Below are 22,302 nucleotides of genomic sequence, written 5' to 3'. Positions count from 1 at the left end.
ATGTCCGGCCCGGCGTTGAACCCACATCGTGGACTGCGGGCAAGGGATCAACCAGAGGGCGCGACCTTCCGGAGATGGGACAGGGCAGGGCCCAGCAGGTCGGGGTCGGCCTGCGACGAACTGACCGCGCAAACCGGATAGGGGAATTGCGGCGCGTCCGGGACAAGGTGCAGTGCGCCCGAGGCGAGATGGGGCGCGATGTCGCGCTGGCGGAAATAGCCCGAGCCCCCGGCCGCCAAAATATAATCGGCGGCAAGCGGGCCGGGATCGAACGTCACGCCGGCGCCCTGAAACGCGGGAAAGCCGGAAACGAAGCCCTGCGAAAAATCCGGGCCCCAATCGGCGCCCACCAGGGTCTGCCCGTTGGCGGGGTCGGCGGCCGGGTCGGTGCTGGCCAGAACCAGCCTGTCATCCGCCAGCAGATCGATGCGCAGGCCGGGCCGTTGCGGCGGCGCATGGATCACCACCGCTTCGACAAGACCCGCGGCCACCTGGTCGATCAGCGTTCCGGGCGCATCGACCTGGACCCTGAGCGCGATGTCGGGGCATTCGGCCCTGAGCCGCCGGATCCAGTCCAGCAGCAGCGGCTGCCAGAGGCTCATCTCGCCGCCGATGGCAAGGATGGCTCTGTGACCCTGCGGAACGGCGACCTGGCGCCGCATCTGCCGCGCAAGCTGCACGAAGTTCGGGGCATGGCGCAGAAATTGCCGGCCGGCGGGGGTCAGCGCCGCGCCGCCCTTGTGGCGCACGAAAAGCGGGCGTTCGAGTTGGTCCTCCAGCGTGCGGATGCGTGCGCTGACGGTGGTCTGGCCGATGTTCATCTGCGCCGCGGCGGTATTGAAACTGCCGGTGGCGACGATTTCCAGAAAGGTCTCGACAAGTTTGGTATCCATGACGCCTGTTAGCAGATTTATTGCATTCATCGTGCAGAATTTTTCGTTTGTCTGCATCCCGATCCGCGCTCATGCTGCCCAGGAAACAGGGATTGGCTCGACAAGAATCCAGCCAGAAGAACAGGATAGAGGCGCGATTTGCCGAAGACGAGCGACATCAATTCTGCGAGCGCGGAGCAGGACTTGTGGCGGCTTGCCGACCTGGGCGACCGGCCGTCTTTTCCGATCGCGGCAACGACCGCCGCAGTTGACGCCTGCGCCGGGGCGGCCCCGTGACCGCGGCACTCGAAGCCAGGGGTCTGACCAAGGAATTTCGCGGCTTCGTTGCCGTGAACGACGTGAACCTTTCGGTCGAAACCGGCTCGATCCACGCGCTGATCGGGCCGAACGGCGCGGGAAAGACGACCTGTTTCAACCTCCTGACGAAGTTTCTCAAGCCGACCGCGGGGAAGATCATCTACAAGGGCCAGGATATCACCGCCCTGTCGCCGACCCAGATCGCACGGCTGGGCATCGTGCGATCGTTCCAGATCTCGGCCATCTTTCCCGATCTTACAGTGCTTCAGAACGTGCGCATCGCGCTTCAGCGGCGGCGCGGCGAAAGCTTCGATTTCTGGCGTTCGGAAAAGACCCTGTCGCGCTATGACGACAAGGCGCGCGACTATCTGGAAGAGGTCGGACTGACCGAGTTCGAGCGTCACCGCGCCGCCGAACTGCCCTATGGCCGCAAGCGCGCGCTGGAAATCGCGACGACGCTGGCGCTGGACCCCGAGATGCTGCTTCTGGACGAGCCGATGGCCGGCATGGGCCGCGAGGATGTCGAACGCATCGCCGCCCTGATCCGCCGCGTATCGAAGAACCGCACGATCCTGATGGTCGAGCACAATCTTTCCGTGGTCGCGGATCTGTCGGATCGGATCACGGTTCTGGCGCGCGGCGAGATCCTGGCCGAGGGCGAATATGCCGCGGTGTCCAGGTCACCCGAGGTGATCGAAGCCTATATCGGAGCCGACCATGAGTGACGCGATGGCACAGACGGAACGTCCGGGCCGGACGGCGGGCGCCATGCTGGCGGTGCGCGATCTCAATGGATGGTATGGCGAAAGCCACGTTCTGCACGGCATCGAATTCGACGTGGCCGAAGGCGAGGTGGTGACGCTTCTAGGCCGCAATGGCGCGGGAAAGACCTCGACCCTGCTGGCGATCATGGGCATTCTGGGCAAGCGTGAGGGCTCGATCCGGTTCCAGGGCGCCGAGATCGTCGGAATGCAGCCGCGCCAGATCGCGCGCCTGGGGATCGCGCTCTGCCCCGAGGAGCGCGGCATCTTCGCCTCGCTCAGCGTCGAGGAAAACCTGATGCTGCCGCCGCGTATCCGGGAGGGCGGGTTGTCGGTGGACCGGATCCACGAGCTTTTCCCCAACCTCAAGGAGCGTCGCCGCAGCCAGGGCACGAAGCTGTCGGGCGGCGAACAGCAGATGCTGGCCATCGCCCGCATCCTGCGCACCGGTGCGCGGCTTCTGCTTCTGGACGAGCCGACCGAGGGGCTGGCGCCGGTCATCGTGCAGCAGATCGGCCGCACGATCCTGGCGCTGAAGCAGGAGGGCTTCACCATCGTGCTGGTCGAACAGAACTTCCGTTTCGCGGCCTCGGTGGCGGACCGTCACTATGTCGTCGAACAGGGCAAGGTGGCGGACATGATCCCCAATTCCGAACTGGACGCCAATATCGACAAGCTGCACGCCTATCTGGGCGTCTGAGAACCATCCCGCGCACGGCGCGGCCAACAGAAGGAGACCGACCTTGATCAGGAACATTCTCATCGGCACGGCACTTGCCACGCTGGCCATGAACCCGGCGCTGGCTCAGGAAATCAACGTGAAGCTTGGCGTTCTCAACGACCGCTCTGGCGTCTATGCCGATCTTTCGGGCGAAGGGTCGGTGATCGCCGCGCAGATGGCGGTCGAGGATTTCAAGGCCGCCGACAAGGGCATGAAGGTCGAGATCATCTCGGCCGATCACCAGAACAAGCCCGACATCGGTTCCAGCATCGCGCGGAAATGGTATGACGAAGAGGGCGTGAACGCGATTCTCGACGTGCCGACCTCGTCCGTGGCCCTTGCCGTGGCCGACATCACCGCCGAGAAGAACGGCGTGCTGATCAATTCCGGCGCCGGATCGACCGAACTGACGCAGGGTCAGTGCAAGCCGACGACGATTCACTGGACCTATGACACGGCGGCTCTGGCCAACGGCACCGGCAAGGCGCTGACCGATGCGGGCGGCAAGAAATGGTTCTTCATCACCGCCGATTATGCCTTTGGCCAGTCGCTGCAGGAAAACACCGCCAAGGTGGTCGAGGCGAGCGGCGGCGAGGTCGTGGGCAATGTGGATGCGCCCTTCCCGACCACCGACTTCTCGTCCTATCTGCTGCAGGCACAGGGCAGCGGCGCCGACGTGATCGGGCTGGCCAATGCCGGCGGCGACACCGTGAACGCGATCAAGCAGGCCTCCGAGTTCGGCATCACCCAGGCCGGTCAGAAGCTGGCTGCGCTGCTGTTCTTCATCACCGACGTGCAGGCGCTTGGCGCACAGACCGCACAGGGCCTGTCGCTGACCTCGGCCTTCTACTGGGACCGCAACGACGCCACCCGTGAATGGTCCAAGCGGTTCATGGAACGGCACGGCGCCGAGCCGACGATGGTGCAGGCCGGCGTCTATTCCGGCACGCTGCAATATCTCAAGGCGGTCGAGGCACTGGGCAGCGCCGAGGACGGCAAGGCGGTCGCCGCCAAGATGAAGGAGTCGCCCTTCGACGACCCGCTTTTCGGCAAGGGCTCGATCCGCGGCGACGGCCGGGCGATCCACGACATGTATCTCTACGAGGTCAAGACCCCCGCGGAATCGACCGGCGAGTGGGACCTCTACAAGGAAGTCGCGACGATCAGCGGCGAGGATGCGTTCCTGCCGATGCTCGAGGAATGCGACTTTACCAAGCAGTAACCTGACGGGGCGGTCGCGCCGGAGAAATTCTGGCGCGGCGCCATTTCAATCACGGGACGGAACGAGATGTTCGAACTTCTGGGCGTGCCGCCGCAGGTCTTGATGGGCCAGCTTCTTCTGGGGCTGATCAACGGATCGTTCTATGCGGTCCTGTCACTGGGACTGGCGGTGATATTCGGGCTTCTCAACATCATCAATTTCGCCCATGGCGCCCAATACATGATGGGCGCCTTCGCCGCCTGGATGCTGCTGACCTATGTCGGGGTGGGCTACTGGCCGGCGCTGATCGTCGCGCCACTGGTCGTGGGCGCCATCGGCATCGTCCTGGAACGGCTGATGCTGGCACGGCTCTACCATCTCGACCACCTTTACGGGCTTCTTCTGACCTTCGGACTTGCACTGATCATCCAGGGGCTCTTTCGCAACTATTACGGCATCTCGGGCCTGCCCTACCAGATTCCCGCGTCGCTGTCGGGCGGCTACAACCTTGGCTTCATGTTCCTGCCGACCTATCGCGGCTGGGTCGTCGTCGCCTCGGTCATCGTCTGTTTCGCCACCTGGTTCATCATCGAGAAGACGAAGCTTGGTGCCTATCTGCGCGCCGCCACCGAGAACCCGGTTCTGGTCGGCGCCTTCGGCATCAACGTGCCGCGCATGATCACATTGACCTACGGTTTCGGCGTGGCACTGGCGGGCTTTGCCGGCGTGCTGGCCGCACCGATCTATTCGGTCAATCCCAACATGGGCGCCGACCTGATCATCGTGGTTTTCGCCGTCGTGGTGATCGGCGGCATGGGATCGATCATGGGGGCGATCCTTACCGGCTATGGCCTGGGTCTTGTCGAGGGTCTGACGCGCGTGTTCTATCCCGAAGGGTCCGCCGTCGTCATCTTCGTCATCATGGCGATCGTGCTGCTGTTCCGGCCCGAGGGTCTTTTCGGGAGGGCAGGCTGATGGCGATCGCCGAAGACACGGTCAAGACCGGCCCCCTGCGCGAAAGCATCGGCATGCCGCGGCTGCACAAGGTGATCTTTCTGGTCCTGCTGGGGCTGGCGCTGCTGCTGCCCTACGGGGTCTATCCCGTCTTTGCCATGAAGGTCATGTGTTTTGCGCTTTTCGCCTATGCGTTCAACCTGCTTCTCGGTTTCGGCGGACTTCTGTCCTTCGGGCACGCGGCCTATTTCGGCGGGGCAAGCTATGTTGCCGCCCATGCCGCGAAAGTCTGGGGACTGACGCCGGAATTGTCGATCCTTGCCGGCACCGTGGCCGCCGCTTTGCTGGGGCTGGTCATCGGCGCGCTGTCGATCCGGCGGCAGGGGATCTATTTCGCCATGGTGACGCTGGCCTTCGCGCAGATGGTCTATTTCTTTGCCCTTCAGGTGCCCTTCACCGGCGGCGAGGACGGCATCCAGTCGGTGCCGCGCGGTGATCTGTTCGGACTGATTTCGCTGCGCTCGAACATGGCGCTGTACTATTTCGTGCTGGCGATCACCTTCGGCGGCATCCTTCTGATCTACCGGATCGTGCATTCGCCCTTTGGCCAGGTCCTGAAGGCGATCCGCGAGAACGAGCCGCGCGCCATTTCGCTGGGCTATCAGGTCAATCGCTACAAGCTGATCGTGTTCACGCTGTCGGCGGCGCTGGCGGGGCTGGCCGGCGCGACCAAAAGCCAGGTCTTCCAGCTTGCCTCCCTGACCGACGTGCATTGGGCGATGTCGGGCGAGGTCGTGCTGATGACGCTGCTGGGCGGCATGGGAACCGTGTTCGGCCCCATCGTCGGAGCGGCGGTCATCGTCACGATGCAGAACTATCTTGCCACCTTCGGCGCGTGGGTAACGGTGATCCAGGGGGCGATCTTCGTGATCAGCGTGCTGCTGTTTCGCGAGGGCATCGTCGGCGTGATCTCGAAATGGCTGAAGCGGCCGCTATAGGCATTGCCCCAGACGCATTGCCGCAGGCCCGCGCGGGAAGGCTGCGCTGATGCCCCGGCGCGGCAGGAACGGGCCAAGATCGGCTGACGTCAGGAAACCGACTTGTTCCCGATACCCGAATGTCACGGGATAGTGCTAGCCCGGTTGCGATACCAGCCAATCGGAGCCAGCCCATGACCTTTTCGCGCATGTCCCGCCGCCGCCTGCTTGTCTCCGGCCTCGCCGGGACATCGATTCTCGCGATGCCGGCGATCAGCCGCGCCAGCAGCCGCCCTGTCCTGACCCATGGCGTGCAGTCCGGCGATGTCACCGCGCAGGGCGGCATGGTCTGGACCCGCGCCGACCGGCCCTCGCGGATCGCGCTGGAGGTCGCGACCACCGAGAGCTTTCAGGATGCCCGCCGTCTGGGCGATCTGAACGCGTTGCCGGAAAGCGATCAGGCCGTGAAGGCGCTGGTCGAGGGCATGGCCCCGGACCAAACGGTCTTCTATCGCATGACCCCCACCGATCTCGGCGATCCGAACGCGACCGGTGCGCCGCTGACCGGCCGCTTCCGCACCGCGCCCACGCAAAAGCGCGATATCCGCTTTGTCTGGTCCGGCGACACGGCCGGGCAGGGCTGGGGCATCGACGACGAGGGAATGCGCAGCTATGCCACGATGGCGCTGCACGAGCCGGATTTCTTCATCCATTCCGGCGACACGATCTATGCCGACGGACCGATGCAGGACGAGGTCGCGATCGAGGGCGGTCTGTGGAGGAACCGCATCCTGACCGACGAGGTCCGCAAGGTCGCCGAAAGTCTCGACGAATATCGGGGGCGCTGGAAATACAACCTGATGGACCAGCATGTGCGGGCCCTGTCGGCGATTTGCCCGACGCTGTTCCAGTGGGACGATCACGAGGTGGTCAACAACTGGTCGCCCGGCAAGGATCTGAGCGCGGATGACCGCTACAGCGAAAAGTCGGTGCCGCTGCTGATGGCGCGCGCGCAGCGGGCCTTTCACGAGATGACCCCGATCAGCTACAACCCGGCCGAACCAGGTCGCGTCTATCGCAAGATCGGCTATGGTCCGCTGCTGGACATCTTCTTTCTGGATCTGCGCAGCTATCGCGGCGCGAACAGCGATGGAATGCAGGACGCGGTGACGGCGCAGTCCCAGATCCTCGGCAAGGCGCAGATGGATTGGCTGAAGGGGGCGCTGAAAGGCTCGAAGGCCACCTGGAAGGTGATCGCCTGCGACATGCCCATCGGCGTCAATGTCTGGGACAAGGTCGCCGAGGATCAGCGCTATGTCGAGGCCGTGGCGAATGGCGATCCCGGCGCGGCGAAGGGACGAGAGCTGGAATTCGCGCAGCTTCTGCGATTTATCCGCGACGAGAAGGTCGCGAACACGGTCTGGCTGACGGCGGATGTGCACTACACCGCCGCGCATGAATACCATCCCGACCGCGCCGCCTTTCGGGATTTCGAGCCGTTCTGGGAATTCGTGTCCGGACCGCTTCACGCGGGCACCTTCGGGCCGAACGATCTGGACATGACCTTCGGGCCCGAGGTGAAATTCGTCAAGGCGCCGCCGGCGGGCCAGGCGAACCTGCCGCCCTCGGCGGGGATGCAGTTCTTCGGTATCGTCGATATCGAGGCTGCCTCGGGCCAGATGCGGGTGCGGCTGATGGATCGCGGCGATCGGGAATTGTGGTCGATCACGCTGGATCCGAAACCGGCCTGAATCCCGGCCGCGGGCTGCGCCCGTCTCAGCCGGGCGGGGTCCTGCGGTCCGGCCGGCGGTCGCGCAGGCCGGACAGGGCGCGGTTCTCGGCCCGGATGCGGATGGCCAGGACGGCCGCATTCAGCGCGGTGAAGATCAGCGCGACGGGCCACAGGCCCAGCACCACCGGCGCGACCGCGATCTCGGCCACGACGACGGCGTAGTTCGGATGCGGGATCAGCCGGTAGGGCCCGCGCGCGACCAGCGGCCGATCCAGCACGATGATCCGCGTCGTCCAGCGGTCGCCCAGCGAGGCCAGCACCCAGAGCCGGGCCGCCTGAAGCGCCACGAACAGGATCAGCCACAGCGGACGGATCGGCTGGTCCCAGCCGAAAATCGCGATGGAGGCCAGCCAGCTTGCGTGAAGCGCCACTATCAGCGGATAATGCGCCGCGCCGTGTTCGACCGCGCCTTGCGCCAGCAGCCGCACCGTGTTGCGCCGCGCCAGGATCAGCTCGGCCAGTCTTTGCAGGACCAGGAAGGCGATGAAGGCGGCCGCGCCTGTCATGGCACGAGGATCGGCACGGCCGACAGCGTGAAGCCGGGTCCAAGCGCCAGCACCAGCAGGTAGCCGCGCTGGTCCGATGCCAGCACCTGCTCCAGCACGAACAGCACCGTCGGCGCGGACATGTTGCCGGTGCGGGCCAGCACGGCCCGTTCGGCGTCCAGCGCGCCTTCGGGCAGATCCAGCGCCTGTTCCAGCGCCACCAGCACCTTGGCTCCGCCCGGATGGCAGACATAGCGTTGGGGCGCGTGACCGGGAATCAGCGCATCCAGCGCGGGCCGCAATTCGCGCGTCGCGAAATCGGGGATCGAGCGGTCGAAGATCACGCCCAGCCCGTTCTCCTCGACCGACCAGCCCATGATGTCCAGCGTGTCGGGCCACATATGCTGGCGGCCGGTGCCGATCTCGGGCCGGCCGTCGTCCCGCGCTTCGCCCGCGCGCAGCACCAGTGCCGCCGCGCCATCGCCGAACAGGGCGGTGGCGATGATGTCGGCCTTGCGCAGCCGGTCCAGACGGAACAGCAGCGTGCAGGTCTCGACCGCGACCAGCAGGACATTGGCGCCGGGCCGGGCCGCCGCCAGATCGCGCGCGATGCCCAGTCCCGAGGCGCCGCCCGCGCATCCCAGACCGAAGACCGGCACCCGGATCGCGTCGGCGCGAAACCCCATTTCGCGCGCCACCTGCGCCTCCAGCGTCGGCGTGGCGATCCCGGTCGAGGAAATGGTGACGATCACATCGACCTCTGGCGCCGTCAGGCCCGCCATCTCCAGCGCCCGGCCGGCCGCCTGCCGGAACAGGTCCGAGGCGCCGGACAGATAGGCCTCGGTCCGGTCCCGCCAGCCGCGTGGCGTGGTGAACCAGTCCAGCGGCACGACCGACCGGCGTTCCTCGATCCCGCCGTTGCGAAAGGCCGGGATCAGGCGTTCGAACTGCGCAAAACGGGGGCCGAGGATCGCGCGGGCCGCGTCTATGACTTTGTGCTGTGGCAGCAGGTGGGGCGGCACGGCGCTGGCAATGGCCAGCAGACGCACCGGCGCCGCGAGGATGGCTGGCATGAGGATTCCCGTCTGTTCCGTCCCAGTAACGCATCCCGCGGGAAAAAGGGTGCACAGGGATCGCCGCGACGCGGCGAAAACGGCACGGCGCGCGCGCGGCGCAACCAAGAGGGCCGCGCCCGGCGGCGCGGCCCGTCATCACCGAAATTCGGCCGGATCAGCTGTTGACGCTGTCCTTCAGGGCCTTGGCGACTGTCACCTTGACCTGCTTGTCGGCGGGTTTGGTCATCATTTCCTGGGTCTGCGGGTTGCGGACCTGACGTTCGGGCCGGGCGCGGCAGGCGACCTTGCCGATGCCGGGCAGCGTCACCGCGCCGCCATTGGCGACTTCACGGGTGACGACGCTCGCGATCGCGTCCAGCGCCGCCGCGGCCGATTTCTTGTCCGAGCCCATTTCCTCGGCCAGAGTTGCCACCAGCTGGGTTTTTGTCATCGGTTTTGCGGAAGCCGTAGCCATTCTTCTGTCTCCTCTTGCCCCTGTCGTTCCGGGCCCAAATTAGCGCCTTTTGCGGCATATCGCCTGCTACACACGGTTTTGACCGGCAGATCAAGCATTTTTCGCGTCGCACGCGAAAACCGGCCTTTCCCGGCCCCGCATGTCGCGGGGTTACAGGAAGGCGGTCTCGCTGAAGGACCGCAATTTGCGCGAATGGATCCGTTCCAGCGGCATCTCGCGCAGCTTTTCCATCGCGCGGATGCCGATCAGCAGGTGGTTGGCGACCTGCGTGCGGTAGAAATCGGTCGCCATCCCGGGCAGCTTCAGTTCCCCGTGAAGGGGCTTGTCCGAAACGCAAAGAAGCGTGCCATAGGGGACGCGAAAGCGAAAGCCGTTGGCGGCGATGGTGGCGCTTTCCATGTCCAGCCCGACGGCCCGCGACAGCGACAGGCGGTGGACCGGGCCGGACTGGTCGCGCAATTCCCAGTTCCGGTTGTCGATCGTGGCGACGGTGCCGGTGCGCATGATCCGCTTCAGTTCATAGCCTTCCAGCCGCGTGACCTCGGCCACGGCTTCTTGCAGCGCCACCTGAACCTCGGCCAGGGCCGGGATCGGCACCCAGACCGGAAGATCATCGTCCAGCACGTGATCCTCGCGAAGATAGGCATGGGCCAGGACGAAATCGCCCAGGCTCTGCGAATTGCGCAGGCCCGCGCAATGGCCGACCATCAGCCAGACATGGGGGCGCAGCACCGCGATGTGATCCGTCGCCGTTTTCGCATTCGAGGGGCCGACGCCGATATTGACCAACGTGATGCCCTGACCCGCCGCGCGCTTGAGGTGATAGGTCGGCATCTGCGGCAGCTTCGACAGCGGCCTGATCGGCGTCTCGGGATCGGTGATCTCCTGATCGCCCGGCGCCACGAAACTGGTATATCCCAGGGCCGGGTCGGCCAGCGCCATGCGCGCGAAGGCCTCGAATTCGTCCACGTAGAACTGGTAGTTGGTGAACAGGACGAAATTCTGGAAATGTTCGGCCTTGGTGGCGGTGTAATGCTGCAGGCGCGCCAGCGAATAGTCGATCCGCTGCGCGGTGAAGGCGGCCAGGTGATGGGTTCCGTCCGGCAGGGGGCCGGCGACCCCGTTCACGATGTCGTCGTTCATGGTGTTCAGATCCGGCACGTCGAAGATGTCGCGCAGCGAGAAATCCAGCACGCCTTCCTGCGGCACGGCCAGTTCGCTTTGGGCCGCGACCGCGAAGTGAACCGGCATCGGCGTCTCGCTGAGGCCCACCGTCACCGGAACGCCGAGATTCTTGATCAGCAGCGCGATCTGCTCGGTCAGGTAGTTCTGGAACAGATCGGGCCGGGTGATGGTGGCGGCATAGCTGCCCGGCGCGACGACATGGCCAAAGGAAAGCCGCGAATCCACATGCGGATGGCTGGTGACGGTCAGACGCAGTTCCGGGTAGAAGGCGCGATAACGCGCGGCGGGGCGTCCGCCCTCCAGCAGGCGGGTGAAATGGTCCAGCAGGAAATCCGTCGACTCGGTATACAGCCGCTGCAGCCGCGCGACGGCGGCGCGGGCATCGGTGAACTGCTCGCGCGCGGGGGAATCGGGGCTTTCGACGGGCAGATAGCGGGAATCCGTGTCCATGGTCTTCTTATCCTTCTTGTTGCGCGGATCCTGCCAGCCCGGCGCGGGTCAGGCAAGCGTCTGGCGGCACCGCCGCGGGCGCGTTAGCCTGCGCCCATGAAGATGCTGATTTTCGGTCATGGATACAGTGCGGGCTTCCTGACGCCCGCCTTGATCGCGCGCGGCTGGCAGGTCAGCGGCACGACACGCGCGGATCCCGACCGGGTGGCCGCCGCGGGGGCCGCGCCGCTGATCTGGCCGGGGCAGCGGGATGCGGTTCGCGCGGCGATTGACGGGGCCGACGCGGTTCTGGTCTCGGTCGCGCCGGGATCCGGGGGGGACCCGGTTCTGGCCGCCTTCGGCGCGGATCTGGCGCGCGCGCGGCCGGGCTGGCTGGGCTATCTGTCCACGACCGGGGTCTATGGCGACCGGCAGGGCGGCTGGGTGGACGAGGACAGCGCGACCGACGCCAGCGGCCCGCGCGGTCTGGCGCGGATCGAGGCCGAGGCCGGGTGGCGCGAACTGGCGGAGGGCGCCGGGCTGGCGCTGCACATCTTCCGGCTGGCCGGAATCTACGGGCCGGGGCGCGGCCCGTTCGACAAGGTCCGCAACGGCACGGCGCGGCGGATCGTGAAGCCGGGGCAGGTCTTTTCGCGCATTCATGTGGCTGATATCGTTCAGGTTCTTCTGGCCTCGATCGAGGCCCCGCGGGCCGGGGCGATCTATAATCTCTGCGACGACGATCCCGCCCCGCCGCAGGACGTGATCGCCCATGCGGCGGAATTGCTGGGCATGCCGGTGCCGCCGGAAGTTCCCTTCGATCGGGCCGAGATGACGCCGATGGCGCGATCCTTCTATGCCGACAGCAAACGGGTGCGGAACGACCGGATCAAGGATGAACTGGGGATCGGGCTGCTTTATCCCGATTATCGCAGCGGGCTGCGGGCGCTGTTGCGCGACGAGGCTGGCTGAGGCGGTGTTGCGCGGGCAACGGGGCCTGTGTTGCGCCGGATGCGGTTTCGGGGCGAATTCCCCGAAAGCCCGGCAAATGCGGGGCACCCCGTCGCACAGGGTGCGCAGCGTGGCGGCACAGCGGGTGCACAGGCCGTACACCGCTTGCGGACCTTCGGTTCACGGATCGTTAACCGCCCCCCGCCCGGCATCACGGCGCCGACGCGCCGCATGGACTTTGCGCGCGGCCCGTGCATGATCGCCGGTCATGAGCTTCGACACCGATATCGTGATCGCGGGCGGCGGCCTGAACGGGCCGACGCTGGCCCTGGCGCTGGCCGGGGCCGGCCTGTCCGTGACCGTGGTCGATCCGCGCCCGGCCGGGTACCGGACCGGAGAGGACTTCGACGGGCGTGCCTATGCGCTGGCGCTGGCCTCGCAGCGCCTGCTTTCGGCGCTGGGATTGTGGGGCGATCTGGCCGGCGTCAGCCAGCCGGTCCGGCAGGTCAAGGCCTCGCAGGGCCAGCCGGGCGAGGGGGCCGCGCGGTTCCTGCTGCATTTCGACAGCGCCGAGATCGAGGAAGGTCCGGTCGGGCACATGCTGGAGGATCGGTTCCTTTATCGCGCCCTGCTGGCGGCGATGGCCGGGCGCGTGACTCATCTGGCCGGCCTTTCGGTCGAGGGGCAGGAACCCGATGCCTCGGGGATCGCGGTGCGATTGTCGGGCGGGCGCAGCCTGCGGGCACGGCTGCTGGTCGGTGCGGACGGGCGCGGATCGGGCGTCGCGCGGCGGGCGGGGATCGCCCGGCGCGGCCGGGATTATGGCCAGACAGCCCTGGTCGCGGCCATCGATCACGAACGCCCGCATCAGGGCATTGCACATCAGTATTTCATGCCGACCGGCCCGCTGGCGATCCTGCCGCTGCCCGGCAACCGGTCCAGCGTGGTCTGGTCCGAGACGCGGACCAATGCGGATGCCATCGCCGCGCTGCCCGACGCGGCGTTCCTGGACGTGCTGCGGCCGCGCTTTGGCGACTTTCTGGGGCCGATCGGGCTGGCGGGACAGCGATTCTCCTATCCTCTCAGCCTGTCGCTGGCCGACGCCTATGTGGCGCCGCGGATCGCGCTGGTGGGCGATGCCGCGCATGGCGTCCATCCCATTGCCGGGCAGGGGCTGAACCTGGGCCTTCGCGATGTGGCGGCGCTGGCCGAAACGCTGGTCGAGGCGCTGCGCCGGGGCGAGGATCCGGGCAGCGATCCGGTGCTGGAGCGATACCAGGGCTGGCGGCGTTTCGACGCGACACGGCTGGCATTGGGAATGGACGCGGTCAACACGCTGTTTGCCAGCGACAATCCGCTGCTGCGCGCGGCGCGGGGCATCGGGATGGGCATGGTGACGGCCATCCCCGCGCTGCGGCGCGGTTTCATGCGGCAGGCGGCGGGCCTGTCGGTCGATCCGATGCCGCGGCTGCTGACCGGCCAGCCGCTATAGGCACCCTTTCCGCCGCCTGCGCCCTCTGCTAGCGGTGTTGCATCATCTGCACGGGAAGGCCGGCCATGGACATTCGCGCGATCCTGATGGGGCTGGCCTTCGCGATCATGTGGGCCTCGGCCTTCAGTTCCAGCCGGATGATCGTGCTGGAGGCGCCGCCCTTGCTGGCGCTGGCGCTGCGCTTTGCGATCTCGGGCGCGATCGGCGTGGCCATCGCGCGGGCGATGGGCCAGGACTGGCGCGGGCTGACGCGGACACAATGGCGCGCGGTGGTGGTGCTGGGCCTGTGCCAGAACGCGCTGTATCTGGGCCTGAACTGGGTCGCGATGCAGTGGATCGAGGCGGGCCTCGCCTCGATCATCGCCGCCACCATGCCGCTGCTGGTCGCCTTCTTCGGCTGGATCGTGATGGGCGAAAGGCTGCGACCGACGGGGGTCGCGGGGCTGGTGCTGGGTCTTGTCGGCGTTGCCATCATCATGGGGGCGCGGTTGCAGGGCGGCAGCGATCCGTTCGGCATCGCCCTGGGCTTCGTGGCCTCGCTGGCGCTGGCCATTGCCACGCTCAGCGTGCGGGGCGCCAGTTCGGGCGGCAACGTGATGATGATCGTGGGCTTGCAGATGCTGGTCGGCGCCGCCGCCCTGGGCCTGATCGCCCCGTTCATCGAGACATGGGACGCCACCATCACGCCCCGGCTTGCCGTGGCCTTCTTCTATACCGTGCTGGTGCCGGGCCTTCTGGCGACCTGGGTCTGGTTCGAGCTGGTCCGCCGGATCGGCGCCGTCCGGGCCGCGACGTTCCATTTCCTCAGCCCGTTCTTCGGGGTGACCATCGGTGCGGTCCTGCTGGGCGAAAGCCTTGGGATCAGCGACGTGATCGGCGTCGCGATCATCATGGCGGGCATCCTTGCGGTGCAGCTGTCGCGCCAGCCGCCCCCGGTCAGACGGCCGCCGCCGGCGGCCTAGTCGCCGGTCTTTGCGCCATCGCGCCCGGCGCGGTGGCCGTGACCCCGCCCTCAGGCCGCGACGGGCGTGAAGATGGCGGTCGCCGGATCGCAGCGATAGCGGTGCAGGTGCTCCGCGGCATGGCGGGCCAGGTCGGTCATCGCGGACAGGATCGCGTCGATCTCGGCCTCGGGGGCGGCCCAGCACAGGTTCAGCCGCACGAAGCCGGGCTTCTCGATCTCGTCGCCGCGCAGGATCGCGGTCCGCAGCCGCCGCGATTCCGCCGCACCGATCCCCAGCAGGCGGTGCACATAGGGCCCGGCGCAGGCGCAGCCGCCCCGTGCCTGAACGCCATGCAGATCCGACAGCATCCGCGTCGCAAGCTGCTGGTGCACGAAGCCGCCGCGGCCGTCGCGGATTCGAAACGACAGGATCGGCAGCCGCGCCGCCGCCGGGTTGCCCAGCATCTGCAGGCCCGGCACGTCCCGAAGCCGCGCCGCCTTGCGCAGCCACATCGCGTGGCGCGCATCGATCCACTCCTGCCCGACCGCATCCTTCAGCGCAAAGACCATCGCCGCGCGGATATCGCCCACGACATTCGGCGTGCCGGCCTCCTCGCGCGTCTCGACGGATGCCGCATAATCGTGACCCTCGGCATTCACGAAACGCACCGTGCCGCCGCCCGGCAGGCTGGGGCGGTCCGCGACCACCGCGTCGCGGCGCAGGATCAGCACGCCCGATGCCCCCGGCCCGCCGATGAACTTGTGCGGAGAGGCGACGACCGCATCCATCCCCAAACCCATGTCGATCGGCAGATAGGGCGCGCCGCCCGCATAATCCCAGACGATCCGCGCGCCCGCCTGCCGGAACAGCCGGGTCACCGCCGCCACGTCGGTCAGCGCGCCGGTCACGTTCGAGGCCGCCGAAAAGGCACCCATCACCGGCCCGCCCGCCGCCAGTTCCGCGCCCAGCGCCGCAAGGTCCGGCCCGCCGCCTTGCGCCTCGGGGATCTCGACCACGCGCGCGCCGCTTTCGCGCCATGGCAGGATATTGGAATGATGCTCGTAGGGGCCGATCAGCACCGTCCAGCCGGGCCCGACCCCGAACAGGTGAACCAGCCGGTTGATCCCCGCCGTCGCGCCCGACCCGGCAAAGATCACCGCATGTTCCGGCCCGCCGCCCGTGCAGCGCAGGATCTCGGCCCGCGCGGCGCGGCGCAGGCGGGTCATCATGGCGCCGCAATGGCTGGCCTCGGTATGGCTGTTGGCATACCAGGGCAGCACATCGCGCAGGATCGCGTGTTCCACCGGCAAAAGCGCCCGCCCCGAGGCGACGTGATCGGCATAGATCATCCGCCGCGGCCCGAACGGCCCCTCGATCACCGCGTCGCGGCCGATCATGCTGTCATGCAGGGTCTCTGGCGCCCCCAGGGCGGCCCGGAACCGGTCGAAGAAATCCATGCTCATCACCCTTCCTTTCCGCCAAGGATGACACGGAAAGATGCAGAATTTGATTTCTTCGTTGTGGAAATACCCCTAATCTGACGTTCAGATGAACGAACAGACGCCGCAATTCGACGATATCGACCACCGCATCCTCGCGGCGCTGCAACAGGATGCGACGCTGTCGCAGCGCGCCCTGGCCGACCGCATCGGCCTGTCGCAGAATGCCTGCTGGCGGCGGCTGCAGAAGCTGACCGACGCGGGTGTTCTGAAAGGCAGCCGGGCGCTGATCGATGCCGGCCGGGCGGGCCTGCACCTGACCGTCTTCGTGATGATCCGCACCCGCCATCACGATGACGCCTGGGCGCGACGATTTCGTGCCCGTGTCGAATCGATCCCCGAGATCGCCGAATTTCACCGGATCGGCGGCGAATGGGACTACATGGCCAAGCTGGTGACGACCTCGATGGCCGGCTACGATCTTTGCTACAAGGCGCTGATCGCCGACATGGATCTGGAACGCGTCACCGGCGTTTTCTCGATGGAAACCATCTTCGAGGGCCGGCCGCTGCGCCTGCCGCGTTGATTTTCACGATATGTTCGCCATCTTGGACCCATGCGCGCCGACCAGATCCTGCACCCGACCGAAGCCGGGCTTTACTGCCCGCCCGGCGATTTCTTCATCGACCCGATCCGCCCGGTTCCCCGCGCGCTGATCACGCATGGCCATGGCGATCATGCCCGCGCGGGACATGGCGCGGTCATGGCCACGCGCCAGACGCTGGACATCATGGCAATCCGCTATGGCACGGATTTTGCCCGGACGCGGCAGGTCGCCGAAGGCCCGCTGCGGGTCGGCGACACCCAGGTCAGCTTTCATCCGGCCGGGCATATCCTCGGCTCGGCCCAGATCGCGGTGCAGCCGGGCGCGGGGCCGAAGATCGTCGTCTCGGGCGATTACTGCCGCCGGGCGAACCCCGTCTGCGCCCCGTTCGAGCCGGTTCCCTGCGATGTCTTCGTGACCGAGGCGACCTTTGGCCTGCCGGTCTTCCGCCATCCCGATCCGGCGCAGGAAATGGCCCGCCTTCTGGCCAGCATGGCCGAATTTCCCGACCGCCCGCACCTGATCGGCGCCTATGCGCTGGGCAAGGCGCAGCGGCTGATCGCGCTGGCCCGCGCGGCCGGGATCGACGGGCCCATCGCCATTCACGGCGCCTTGCAGCGGTTGTGCGATTACCACATCGAACAGGGAATCGCGCTGGGCGCGCTGATTCCCGCCACCGCCGAGGACGTGCCCGCGCACCTGGTCATCGCGCCGCCCTCGGCCTTTGCCAGCCCCTGGGTTCAGCGCTTCCGCGACCCGGTGATCGGCTTTGCCTCGGGCTGGATGCAGGTCCGCGCGCGGGCGCGCCAGCGGGGCGTGGAACTGCCGCTGGTCGTCAGCGATCACGTGGACTGGCCGCAGGTCACGGCGACGATCCGCGAGCTGTCCCCGTCCGAGGTCTGGATCACCCACGGCGCCGAGGAAGGCTTGCTGCGCTGGTGCGAATTGCAGGGCATCCCCGCCCGCCCGCTGCGCCTTGTGGGCTATGAGGACGAGCCGGAATGAAGGCGTTCGCGCATCTGCTGGAACGGCTGGCCTTTACCCCCGCCCGCAACGCCAAGCTGCGGCTGCTGCGGCATTATCTGGAAACCACGCCGGATCCCGATCGCGGCTATGCCCTGGCCGCGCTGACCGGCGATCTGAAGCTGCGCGCCGTCACCCCCAGCCTGTTGCGCGGGCTGATGGCAGAGCGGGCGGATGACCAGCTTTTCGCGCTGTCCTACGATTTCGTCGGCGATCTGGCCGAGACGATCGCGCTGCTGTGGCAGGGCGACGGCGATCAGGACGTGCCGTTGCACGAGGCGGTGACGCTGCTGTCGGATACCGGCAAGGCCGGGCTGCCTGCTGCCATCGCCGCGATGCTGGACCGGCTGGGCCCGTCGCAGCGGCTGGCGTTTCTGAAGCTGGCCACCGGCAACATGCGCGTCGGGCTGTCCGCGCGCATGGCCCGGATCGCGCTGGCCGAGATGGGCGAACCCGAGGTCGCCGATATCGAGGAGATCTGGCACGGGCTGAAGCCGCCCTACCGGCCGCTGTTCGACTGGATCGCGGGCGGGGCGCGGCCCGAACATGCCGCCCGCGCGCCGTTCCGGCCGGTCATGCTGTCCACGCCGGTCGATCTGGACCAGCTTCGCGGCTTCGATCCGGACGAATACATGGCGGAATGGAAATGGGACGGCATCCGCGTGCAGGCGATCAATGACGGCGGGGTGCGCAGGCTGTATTCCCGCACCGGCGAGGATATCGGCGCCGCCTTTCCCGATGTGATCGAGGCGCTGAACTTCGATGGTGCGGCGGATGGCGAATTGCTGGTGCGCCGCGACGGCGAGGTGGCGGGGTTCGGCGATCTGCAAAAGCGGCTGAACCGCAAGGCGATCAGCCGCGCGATGCTGGACAGCCACCCGGCCGGGCTGCGCCTTTATGACCTGATGATCTGGCAGGGCCGCGATCTGCGCGGCCTGCCCCTTGCCGAACGCCGCGCGGTGCTGGACGGCGCGGATTTCGGCAGCGACCGGATCGATGTCTCGCCGCTGCTGGATTTCGCCACCTGGGACGATCTGGCCGCCTTGCGCGCCGACCCGCCAAGCGCGGTGATCGAGGGGGTGATGATCAAGCGCCGCGACAGCCCGTATGTCGGCGGCCGGCCGCGCGGGCCCTGGTTCAAGTGGAAGCGCGACCCGATGGTGGTCGATGCGGTGATGCTTTACGCGCAGCGCGGGCATGGCAAACGGTCCGGCTTTTACAGCGATTTCACCTTCGGGCTGTGGGATGGCGACCAGCTTGTCCCGGTCGGCAAGGCCTATTTCGGCTTTACCGACGAGGAATTGCGCGAACTGGACCGCTTCGTGCGCACCAACACCGTGGACCGTTTCGGCCCGGTCCGCGCCGTCGCGCCGAAACTGGTGCTGGAAGTCGCCTTCGAGGGGCTGAACGAATCGGGGCGGCACAAATCGGGCATCGCCATGCGCTTTCCCCGCATCAGCCGCATTCGCTGGGACAAGCGGGCGGCCGAGGCCGACCGGCTGGACAGCCTGAAAGAGATGCTGCCGTGACGCTGCCGGGCGCGTTCCGGGACTGGTTCGCCCGCCAGGGCTGGCAGCCGCATCCGCACCAGATCGCGCTGCTTGCGGCGCAGGGCGACACCTTGCTGATCGCGCCGACGGGCGGCGGCAAGACGCTGGCCGGGTTCCTGCCCTCGCTGGTCGCGCTGCGCGAGCCGCCGGGCGGGCTGCACACGCTGTATGTCTCGCCCCTGAAGGCGCTGACGGCGGATATCGCGCGCAACCTGGCCCGGCCCGTGGCCGATCTGGGGCTGAAGGTCCGGATCGAGGACCGGACCGGCGACACCCGCCCCGCGCAGCGCGCCCGGCAGCGGGTCGATCCGCCCGACATCCTGCTGACCACCCCGGAAAGCCTGGCGCTGATGCTGTCCTACGAACAGGCGCCCGCGATCTTTGGCGGCCTGCGGCGGGTGGTGCTGGACGAATTGCACGCGCTGGCCGAAAACAAGCGCGGCGACCAGCTGATGCTGTGCCTGGCGCGGCTGAAGGCGCTGTCGCCGGGGCTGCTGGCGACCGGGCTGTCGGCGACGGTGGAAAACCCGGCCGCCCTGGCCGATTTCATGGGCGGCGCGGCGATCATCCATGCCGATCCCGGTCCCGATCCCGACATCGCCATGCTGCCCACGGCCCGGCCCGCGCCCTGGGCCGGCGGCGGCGGGCACCACGCCATCCCCGAAGTGCTGGAACAGGTGAAGGCCGCCAGGACCACGATCATCTTCATCAACACCCGCGCCCAGGCGGAACTGTTCTTTCAGGCCCTGTGGGCTGCGAACGAGGATAACCTTCCCATCGGCCTGCATCACGGCAGCCTTGCCCGCGAGGCCCGGCAGAGGGTCGAGGCGGCGATGGCGGCGGGTGCCTTGCGGGCGGTGGTCGCGACCGGCAGCCTCGATCTGGGCATCGACTGGGGCGCGGTCGATCTGGTCATCCAGGTCGGCGCGCCGAAGAACGTCAAGCGGCTGGTGCAGCGGATCGGGCGGGCCAACCATCGCTACAACGCGCCCTCGCGCGCCCGGATCGTGCCCGCCAACCGCTTCGAGGTGATCGAATGCGTGGCCGCGCTGGAGGCCGTGGCGGAACGCGATCTGGACGGCGATCCGCGTGGCCCCGGCCCGCTGGACGTGCTGTGCCAGCATATCGGGCTGACCGCCTGCGCCGGGCCCTTCGACGCCGAGGCGCTGTTCCGCGAGGTCCGCGAGGCCGGGCCCTATCGCGGCCTGACGCGCGCCGATTTCGACGCCTGCCTGGATTTCGCGGCGACCGGCGGCTATGCGCTGCGGGCCTATGACCGCTGGCAGCGGCTGATGCTGCGCGACGGGCTGTGGCGGCTGCGCGACCCGCGCGCGGCGCGGAACCTGCGGATGAATGTCGGCACCATCGTCGAGGCCGAGATGCTGAAGGTCCGGCTGCGCGGGCGCGGCGGCGCGCCGCTGGGCGAGGTCGAGGAGGCCTTTGCCGCCAGCCTGAGCCCCGGCGACACCTTTCTGATCGGCGGTCAGACCGTGCGCTATGACGGGCTGCGCGAGATGGTTGTCGAGGTGACCAGACAGCCCGCCCGACAGCCCCGGATCGCGGTGTTTTCCGGCGTGAAGCTGGCCACATCGACCCAGCTTTCGCACCGGGTTCAGGCGCTGATCGGCGAGCCTTCGCATCATGCCGCGCTGCCGCCCGATACCCGCGACTGGCTGGATCTGCAGGCCCGGATCGGGGGGCTGCCGCGCGACGGGGTGCTGGTCAGCGAAAGTTTCCCCTATCAGGGCCGCTGGCATTTCGCGCTGTATGGCTTTGCCGGGCGGAACGCGCTGCAGACGCTGGGCCTTCTGATGACGCGCACGATGGAAGATGCCGGGCTGGGGCCGCTGGGCTTTCTGTCCACCGATTACGCGCTGCTGATCTGGTCGCTGGATCCGGTGCGCGATCCCGCGCCGCTGCTGGACCGGGCGGCGCTGCGGGCCGGTCTGGGCGACTGGCTGGCCGGCAACGCGGTGATGAAGCGGACCTTTCGCAACGTCGCGGTGATCGCGGGCCTGATCCAGCGCAACCTGCCCGGAAGCCGCAAGTCGGGCAAGCAGGCGACATTTTCCAGCGATATCCTCTATGACACGCTGCGCCGCTATGATCCCGACCATCTGCTGCTGCGGATCACCGCCGACGAGGCGCGCCGGGGGCTTGTGGATTTCGACCGGATCGAGGAGATGCTGGACCGCTCGTCCCGGCACGATCACCGCGTGCTGGACCGGGTCACGCCGCTGGCCGCGCCGCTGCTGCTGGAGGTGGGCCGGGTGCCGATCGCGGGTCAGGGGCGCGAGCGGCTGGCCGAGGCAGAGGCGGCGGCATTGATGGCAGAGGCGGGGCTTGCGTGACCGGCTATGGGTTCGATTTCGACGGCCAGAGGCTGGAGGCGCGGCCATCGGGTGCGCTGTTCTGGCCGGCCCGCCGCTGGCTGATCGTGGCCGATCTGCATCTGGGCAAGTCCGAACGCATGGCCCGCCGCGGCGGCGCGCTGCTGCCCCCCTACGAGGTTCAGGCCACGCTGGACCGGCTGACCGCCGAGGTCGCGGCGACCGATCCGGAAACGATCGTCAGCCTGGGCGACGGGTTCGACGATGACGCCGCGGCCGGTTCGCTGCCCGATCAGGTCTGTGCCCGGCTGTCCGCCATGGCCGCGCGCCGGCGCTGGCTGTGGATCAGCGGCAATCACGATCCGGGCCGGATCGACGCGCGCCTGCCGGGGACGGGGTGCGACCAGATCCGCGAGGGTCTGGTCCTGCGCCATCAGGCCGGGGCAGGCCCCGACGTGTCCGGGCATTTCCATCCCTGCATCCGGCTGGCGGGCCAGCGGCGGCGCTGTTTCCTGATCGGCGCCGATCACCTGATCCTGCCCGCCTTCGGGGCCTATACCGGCGGTCTGGCCTGCGACGATCCGGCGCTGACGGAACTGGTGCCCGAAGGCATCGCCGTGGCCTGCGGGACACGCGCCCTGCCGCTGCCGGCCGGCCGGACCGCGCGGCGCCCGGCCCGGCCCCGGCACGACCGGGCATGAAAAAGGGCCGTCGCGCCAGGCGGCCGGCCCCTTGGGGATCGTG

The 22,302-nt window shown here is 67.8% G+C and carries 20 protein-coding genes; 14 read left to right on the top strand and 6 right to left on the bottom strand.

Annotated elements, in window-relative coordinates:
* Window positions 1–47: 47 nt before the first annotated feature.
* Window positions 48–893, bottom strand: coding sequence for a LysR family transcriptional regulator (locus tag AC13CR_RS04430; protein WP_292951128.1), 846 nt, complete (start codon window positions 891–893; stop codon window positions 48–50).
* A 272-nt stretch (window positions 894–1,165) separates the two neighbouring features.
* Here AC13CR_RS04430 and AC13CR_RS04425 point away from each other — a divergent pair, with 272 nt between their 5' ends.
* From AC13CR_RS04425 to AC13CR_RS04400, 6 genes are all read left to right on the top strand, one after another.
* The gene (locus AC13CR_RS04425) at window positions 1,166–1,915 is read left to right on the top strand and encodes an ABC transporter ATP-binding protein (protein WP_482900674.1); all 750 of its coding nucleotides are present in this window, start codon (window positions 1,166–1,168) and stop codon (window positions 1,913–1,915) included.
* Complete coding sequence (locus tag AC13CR_RS04420) at window positions 1,908–2,651, top strand: ABC transporter ATP-binding protein (RefSeq protein WP_292951122.1); 744 nt, start codon at window positions 1,908–1,910, stop codon at window positions 2,649–2,651. The genes AC13CR_RS04425 and AC13CR_RS04420 overlap by 8 nt, the downstream gene beginning before the upstream one ends.
* A gap of 88 nt (window positions 2,652–2,739) precedes the next feature.
* Window positions 2,740–3,894 (top strand): ABC transporter substrate-binding protein, encoded by a 1,155-nt coding sequence (locus AC13CR_RS04415; RefSeq protein WP_292951145.1) that lies wholly within the window; start codon window positions 2,740–2,742, stop codon window positions 3,892–3,894.
* A 66-nt stretch (window positions 3,895–3,960) separates the two neighbouring features.
* Window positions 3,961–4,848, top strand: coding sequence for a branched-chain amino acid ABC transporter permease (locus tag AC13CR_RS04410; RefSeq protein ID WP_292951119.1), 888 nt, complete (start codon window positions 3,961–3,963; stop codon window positions 4,846–4,848).
* Entirely contained in the window at window positions 4,848–5,825 is a 978-nt protein-coding gene (locus AC13CR_RS04405; protein WP_292951116.1) for a branched-chain amino acid ABC transporter permease, read from the top strand. The genes AC13CR_RS04410 and AC13CR_RS04405 overlap by 1 nt, the downstream gene beginning before the upstream one ends.
* 242 nt (window positions 5,826–6,067) lie before the next feature.
* Window positions 6,068–7,555, top strand: coding sequence for an alkaline phosphatase D family protein (locus AC13CR_RS04400; RefSeq protein WP_292951113.1), 1,488 nt, complete (start codon window positions 6,068–6,070; stop codon window positions 7,553–7,555).
* Between the two features lie 25 nt (window positions 7,556–7,580).
* On the opposite strand, the gene AC13CR_RS04395 is transcribed toward AC13CR_RS04400, so the two are convergent.
* The 4 genes from AC13CR_RS04395 to AC13CR_RS04380 form a co-directional block, all read right to left on the bottom strand.
* Complete coding sequence (locus tag AC13CR_RS04395) at window positions 7,581–8,102, bottom strand: isoprenylcysteine carboxyl methyltransferase family protein (RefSeq protein ID WP_292951110.1); 522 nt, start codon at window positions 8,100–8,102, stop codon at window positions 7,581–7,583.
* Window positions 8,099–9,154 (bottom strand): type III polyketide synthase, encoded by a 1,056-nt coding sequence (locus tag AC13CR_RS04390; RefSeq protein WP_446236546.1) that lies wholly within the window; start codon window positions 9,152–9,154, stop codon window positions 8,099–8,101. Before AC13CR_RS04390 ends, AC13CR_RS04395 begins: the two co-directional genes overlap by 4 nt.
* A gap of 157 nt (window positions 9,155–9,311) precedes the next feature.
* On the bottom strand, window positions 9,312–9,611 hold the full coding sequence (locus AC13CR_RS04385) for an HU family DNA-binding protein (protein WP_292951104.1): 300 nt from the start codon (window positions 9,609–9,611) through the stop codon (window positions 9,312–9,314).
* A gap of 150 nt (window positions 9,612–9,761) precedes the next feature.
* Window positions 9,762–11,246, bottom strand: a complete 1,485-nt coding sequence (locus AC13CR_RS04380; RefSeq protein WP_292951101.1) for an AMP nucleosidase — start codon at window positions 11,244–11,246, stop codon at window positions 9,762–9,764.
* Window positions 11,247–11,342: 96 nt separating this feature from the next.
* On the opposite strand from AC13CR_RS04380, the gene AC13CR_RS04375 reads away from it, so the two are divergent.
* The 3 genes from AC13CR_RS04375 to AC13CR_RS04365 all read left to right on the top strand — a co-directional run bounded on the left by AC13CR_RS04375 (window position 11,343) and on the right by AC13CR_RS04365 (window position 14,630).
* Window positions 11,343–12,197: an SDR family oxidoreductase gene (locus AC13CR_RS04375; protein ID WP_482900673.1), complete on the top strand. Its 855-nt coding sequence runs from the start codon at window positions 11,343–11,345 to the stop codon at window positions 12,195–12,197.
* 247 nt (window positions 12,198–12,444) lie between these two features.
* Window positions 12,445–13,668 carry a UbiH/UbiF/VisC/COQ6 family ubiquinone biosynthesis hydroxylase gene (locus AC13CR_RS04370; RefSeq protein ID WP_292951097.1) on the top strand — a complete coding sequence of 408 codons (1,224 nt, stop codon included), beginning with the start codon at window positions 12,445–12,447 and terminating at the stop codon, window positions 13,666–13,668.
* A gap of 65 nt (window positions 13,669–13,733) precedes the next feature.
* Window positions 13,734–14,630 carry a DMT family transporter gene (locus AC13CR_RS04365; RefSeq protein ID WP_292951095.1) on the top strand — a complete coding sequence of 299 codons (897 nt, stop codon included), beginning with the start codon at window positions 13,734–13,736 and terminating at the stop codon, window positions 14,628–14,630.
* A 50-nt stretch (window positions 14,631–14,680) separates the two neighbouring features.
* On the opposite strand, the gene AC13CR_RS04360 is transcribed toward AC13CR_RS04365, so the two are convergent.
* On the bottom strand, window positions 14,681–16,069 hold the full coding sequence (locus AC13CR_RS04360) for an aminotransferase class V-fold PLP-dependent enzyme (protein ID WP_292951143.1): 1,389 nt from the start codon (window positions 16,067–16,069) through the stop codon (window positions 14,681–14,683).
* A gap of 91 nt (window positions 16,070–16,160) precedes the next feature.
* Here AC13CR_RS04360 and AC13CR_RS04355 point away from each other — a divergent pair, with 91 nt between their 5' ends.
* From AC13CR_RS04355 to pdeM, 5 genes are read left to right on the top strand one after another with little or no spacing between them, the layout of a single operon-like run.
* Window positions 16,161–16,637 carry an Lrp/AsnC family transcriptional regulator gene (locus tag AC13CR_RS04355; protein WP_292951093.1) on the top strand — a complete coding sequence of 159 codons (477 nt, stop codon included), beginning with the start codon at window positions 16,161–16,163 and terminating at the stop codon, window positions 16,635–16,637.
* 30 nt (window positions 16,638–16,667) lie between these two features.
* On the top strand, window positions 16,668–17,660 hold the full coding sequence (locus tag AC13CR_RS04350) for a ligase-associated DNA damage response exonuclease (protein WP_292951091.1): 993 nt from the start codon (window positions 16,668–16,670) through the stop codon (window positions 17,658–17,660).
* On the top strand, window positions 17,657–19,207 hold the full coding sequence (locus AC13CR_RS04345) for a cisplatin damage response ATP-dependent DNA ligase (protein ID WP_482900672.1): 1,551 nt from the start codon (window positions 17,657–17,659) through the stop codon (window positions 19,205–19,207). The genes AC13CR_RS04350 and AC13CR_RS04345 overlap by 4 nt, the downstream gene beginning before the upstream one ends.
* On the top strand, window positions 19,204–21,579 hold the full coding sequence (locus AC13CR_RS04340) for a ligase-associated DNA damage response DEXH box helicase (protein WP_292951087.1): 2,376 nt from the start codon (window positions 19,204–19,206) through the stop codon (window positions 21,577–21,579). The genes AC13CR_RS04345 and AC13CR_RS04340 overlap by 4 nt, the downstream gene beginning before the upstream one ends.
* A complete protein-coding gene (gene pdeM / locus AC13CR_RS04335) occupies window positions 21,576–22,259 on the top strand; it encodes a ligase-associated DNA damage response endonuclease PdeM (RefSeq protein WP_292951085.1) in 684 nt (227 codons plus the stop codon). The genes AC13CR_RS04340 and pdeM overlap by 4 nt, the downstream gene beginning before the upstream one ends.
* Window positions 22,260–22,302: the final 43 nt, after the last annotated feature.

The organism is Paracoccus sp. L-17, assembly GCF_056857655.1.
This window is presented reverse-complemented; position numbering and strand designations above follow the sequence as displayed.

Coding starts and splice junctions, on each gene's coding strand:
- AC13CR_RS04395 (WP_292951110.1), bottom strand. CDS start 8,102: ATGACAGGCGCGGCCGCCTTCATCGCCTTCCTGGTCCTGCAAAGACTG.
- AC13CR_RS04375 (WP_482900673.1), top strand. CDS start 11,343: ATGAAGATGCTGATTTTCGGTCATGGATACAGTGCGGGCTTCCTGACG.
- AC13CR_RS04365 (WP_292951095.1), top strand. CDS start 13,734: ATGGACATTCGCGCGATCCTGATGGGGCTGGCCTTCGCGATCATGTGG.
- AC13CR_RS04415 (WP_292951145.1), top strand. CDS start 2,740: ATGAACCCGGCGCTGGCTCAGGAAATCAACGTGAAGCTTGGCGTTCTC.
- AC13CR_RS04420 (WP_292951122.1), top strand. CDS start 1,908: ATGAGTGACGCGATGGCACAGACGGAACGTCCGGGCCGGACGGCGGGC.
- AC13CR_RS04345 (WP_482900672.1), top strand. CDS start 17,657: ATGAAGGCGTTCGCGCATCTGCTGGAACGGCTGGCCTTTACCCCCGCC.
- AC13CR_RS04380 (WP_292951101.1), bottom strand. CDS start 11,246: ATGGACACGGATTCCCGCTATCTGCCCGTCGAAAGCCCCGATTCCCCC.
- AC13CR_RS04350 (WP_292951091.1), top strand. CDS start 16,668: ATGCGCGCCGACCAGATCCTGCACCCGACCGAAGCCGGGCTTTACTGC.
- AC13CR_RS04355 (WP_292951093.1), top strand. CDS start 16,161: ATGAACGAACAGACGCCGCAATTCGACGATATCGACCACCGCATCCTC.
- AC13CR_RS04360 (WP_292951143.1), bottom strand. CDS start 16,069: ATGGATTTCTTCGACCGGTTCCGGGCCGCCCTGGGGGCGCCAGAGACC.
- AC13CR_RS04400 (WP_292951113.1), top strand. CDS start 6,068: ATGCCGGCGATCAGCCGCGCCAGCAGCCGCCCTGTCCTGACCCATGGC.
- AC13CR_RS04385 (WP_292951104.1), bottom strand. CDS start 9,611: ATGGCTACGGCTTCCGCAAAACCGATGACAAAAACCCAGCTGGTGGCA.
- AC13CR_RS04410 (WP_292951119.1), top strand. CDS start 3,961: ATGTTCGAACTTCTGGGCGTGCCGCCGCAGGTCTTGATGGGCCAGCTT.
- AC13CR_RS04390 (WP_446236546.1), bottom strand. CDS start 9,154: ATGCCAGCCATCCTCGCGGCGCCGGTGCGTCTGCTGGCCATTGCCAGC.
- AC13CR_RS04430 (WP_292951128.1), bottom strand. CDS start 893: ATGGATACCAAACTTGTCGAGACCTTTCTGGAAATCGTCGCCACCGGC.
- AC13CR_RS04405 (WP_292951116.1), top strand. CDS start 4,848: ATGGCGATCGCCGAAGACACGGTCAAGACCGGCCCCCTGCGCGAAAGC.
- AC13CR_RS04370 (WP_292951097.1), top strand. CDS start 12,445: ATGAGCTTCGACACCGATATCGTGATCGCGGGCGGCGGCCTGAACGGG.